This window comes from Enterococcus italicus DSM 15952 (assembly GCF_000185365.1).
Taxonomy (GTDB): Bacteria; Bacillota; Bacilli; order Lactobacillales; family Enterococcaceae; genus Enterococcus_G; species Enterococcus_G italicus.
Window position 1 is genome coordinate 1 of sequence record NZ_GL622243.1, and the last position, 2,729, is coordinate 2,729.

4 protein-coding genes and 1 pseudogene are annotated in these 2,729 nt (G+C 34.7%); 4 read left to right on the forward strand and 1 reads right to left on the reverse strand.

From position 1 onward, the window contains the following. The first annotated feature begins 33 nt into the window (after positions 1-33). Positions 34-348 carry a hypothetical protein gene (locus HMPREF9088_RS10620; protein ID WP_007209258.1) on the forward strand — a complete coding sequence of 105 codons (315 nt, stop codon included), beginning with the start codon at positions 34-36 and terminating at the stop codon, positions 346-348. Between the two features lie 41 nt (positions 349-389). Here the strand turns inward: HMPREF9088_RS10620 and HMPREF9088_RS12460 are convergent, their stop codons facing one another. Continuing rightward, positions 390-764, reverse strand: coding sequence for a hypothetical protein (locus tag HMPREF9088_RS12460; protein ID WP_007209259.1), 375 nt, complete (start codon positions 762-764; stop codon positions 390-392). Between the two features lie 521 nt (positions 765-1,285). Between HMPREF9088_RS12460 and HMPREF9088_RS12115 the strand changes: the two genes are divergently transcribed. The 3 genes and pseudogenes from HMPREF9088_RS12115 to HMPREF9088_RS10635 all read left to right on the forward strand — a co-directional run bounded on the left by HMPREF9088_RS12115 (position 1,286) and on the right by HMPREF9088_RS10635 (position 1,989). Further along, positions 1,286-1,426: a hypothetical protein gene (locus HMPREF9088_RS12115; RefSeq protein WP_002316998.1), complete on the forward strand. Its 141-nt coding sequence runs from the start codon at positions 1,286-1,288 to the stop codon at positions 1,424-1,426. A 13-nt stretch (positions 1,427-1,439) separates the two neighbouring features. Further along, positions 1,440-1,802: pseudogene (locus HMPREF9088_RS10630) on the forward strand (DNA topoisomerase); the annotation flags it as partial. Next, positions 1,801-1,989: a hypothetical protein gene (locus HMPREF9088_RS10635; protein ID WP_007209261.1), complete on the forward strand. Its 189-nt coding sequence runs from the start codon at positions 1,801-1,803 to the stop codon at positions 1,987-1,989. The pseudogene HMPREF9088_RS10630 and the gene HMPREF9088_RS10635, both read left to right, overlap by 2 nt. The last annotated feature ends 740 nt before the right edge of the window (positions 1,990-2,729 follow it).

The window sequence follows — 2,729 nt, forward strand, 5'->3', positions numbered from 1 at the left end:
CCAAAAAAGAAGAAAGAACAGGTGGATTGATTGATGACGGAGGAGGAGTTATCTGTTCTTAATAGAATCAAAGAATGGTCTGTTCTTTTGAAGATTTATTATGGCATTCTGTTCTTTTCATTTGTTACAGTAGGCTTAGTTTCTCTTTTGTTGACTCTTTTATCGTTATGGACGAATATGATGCTATTTTTGTATTTACTTTTACTGTTTTTCTTAGGATTAGGGGGAGTAGGTACTGCCATTCTTGATGATTATAAGTGGTCATTGTTTAGTGGAATTTGTAGGAGAATGAAAAAAAGTGCAACTGTTGAGTCTTATGAATGCTGGAAGAAGGAAATGAATGTGTAGAGGTATACAAAAGAGCCTAGCAATAGATACTAGGCTTTTTCCTATGGCTTTAAAATGTACACAGGTGGAATATGAATGTTGTTTGGACGATCACCGTTTCTGTCAGATAAACGTTGGAAAGCGCCGTGTAGACCTTCTACCAAATGACTGGATGGCAATAAATTGTGCCAATTTGTTACGATTTGATTTAATTTATTTAATCGATTCTGTTTTTCATTAAGTTGATCATCCATGTAAATATTTAGTACGTTTGTTAGGTATTGTGCCCACATTTTTAATTCGATAGAGTCCACATGGTCTGCTACGAAAGCTAGTTTTTCCAATACGAGTTTAGATTTTTCAAAGTACACTAAGTCTATTAAGTAGTCAGATAGGATAATATTTTTTGTAAAAATGGCTGAATAAATCCATGGCATTGAAGTCAACAGCAAGTAGTTTCTGGCTAATTATTGGCAGCTGGTCAATAGTTAATGGGGTAATAAAGTCTGTGAAAAATTGGAAATTATAAGAAGTCAGGTACGTGGCTTCTTATGATTTGATTTATAAGACCCAGGGCTTTAGTGATATCGATTTTAGGAATTTGAGTAGTGTCATTTGATAAAATTTTCTCAAGCAGCATTCTTAAACGGATTAGTGTCAAATTATTGTTTTCGTTTCTAAAACATCCTTGTATAGCAAGATAGCTTGTTGAACATCATGATGTTCAACAAGGTTGTAACGTTTTTTTGAGTGTTGTTGTCTTCGGATATCGAATTCAAACAATCACTACTTATCACTAACAAGTCAATTATCAGATTGAACAGAAAAGTGGATTGACAGCTGAAGCAGTTGCAGAGCTCAAAGATTACTCAAATAAACAATTTCAAGGCTAGAGAACAAAAGCAAGAACAAACAATAGCTTTACAAAGAGAAGAAGAAAAATAAAGGAGAATGAGCTATGAATTTTCTACAAAATAATTTCCAAACTTTATATTTAGGTGCAGCTGCAGGAGATATTCAAGGAAGAATTTCCGGAGCATTAACAACAGTTCAATCCGTATTGACAGGTATACAAGATCGTCAAAAAGCATTTAGATGAAGCGGAAACAATCGTGATTGCGACCGACAGCGACCGAGAAGGTGAAGCAATCGCCCGCTTGATTATCAACCTTTCGGGAAATAGCCGGAAAACCATTAAACGTTTATGGATCAACTCGCTTGAAACTAGCGAAATCAAAAAAGGATTTCAAAATCTGAAGGACGGACAGGCGTTTTATTCCACTTACAAAGAAGCAGAAACCCGACAAATCGCTGATTGGCTGGTAGGAATCAATCTCACCCGTCTTTACACGCTTTATATGCAGAAAAACGGCATGAGAGGCGTGTTTAGCGTTGGACGCGTCCAAACCCCGACTTTGTTCTTGATTTACCAACGCAACGAAGAAATCAAACATTTCGTCAGCAAGCCATTTTATGTATGAAGACGAATGGAGAGAATACTATGCAACCAAAAATGAGAGCATACATATTACGAGAAACAAACTCGTTTTCCAATGCAATGAAGGAATCGCTCTGTCTACTCATAAAACGGAAATTGAAAGAATCATGCATGCATTGGCACTTAAACTCTTGTTACTGGAGTTAAATTCATATGATTTTTAATCTGCAAAAAAGTTTATAGCACCGTCGCTTATACCAGAAAATATAACAAACGCCGCATTGTTTTTTTGTGCACTTTAATAATCTATTCAACTAAGGAATTAAGCTGGCTGTCAAGAGAGTAATATCGTATTGAATCTCAGGTGGAAATTTTCTGCGGTATCTTTTTTGACTGAAATGACATTAGTGTCTTTTGGGGATTGTGTATGTAAGTATTTTTTAAAATCATTTTAACAAGTTTTGGACAAAAATTCTCATGAAAAAACAGAATTTAAATAGCATGATAAATTAGAGAAGATAGTTTAATGTGCTTATAGGAACACCCCACTTTTACAGTCACAATCAATAACCTTGCTACTTTCTTTCGAAATTGATAAGAGTCTAAAGGATTGACAACGCTTGATAGTGAGCATAAACTTAATGTACGCTAGTTAGTTTACAAGTGCAAACTAAAAAAGTATGATGTGTCGTCTCTGAAATTCTCCCTGATTCAAGTCATAACCAGAGTACATATCGGTTATTTTTTGATTCCATATTTTTTCCTTTATGTGCTGAGGATTAAGGGGTACCAATTGTAATTGCGCGTTATATGGTCTTTGTTTAGAATCGCTCTCCAAAAAGCCAATTTTTTTGCATAGAATTTTAGATGTGGTATCATTAATTAGAATTATTATAAATAAGAAGTAGGTATCATTGTTTCAGTATAAAGACTAGGAGGAATGGAAGATGGAAATAGACTACAA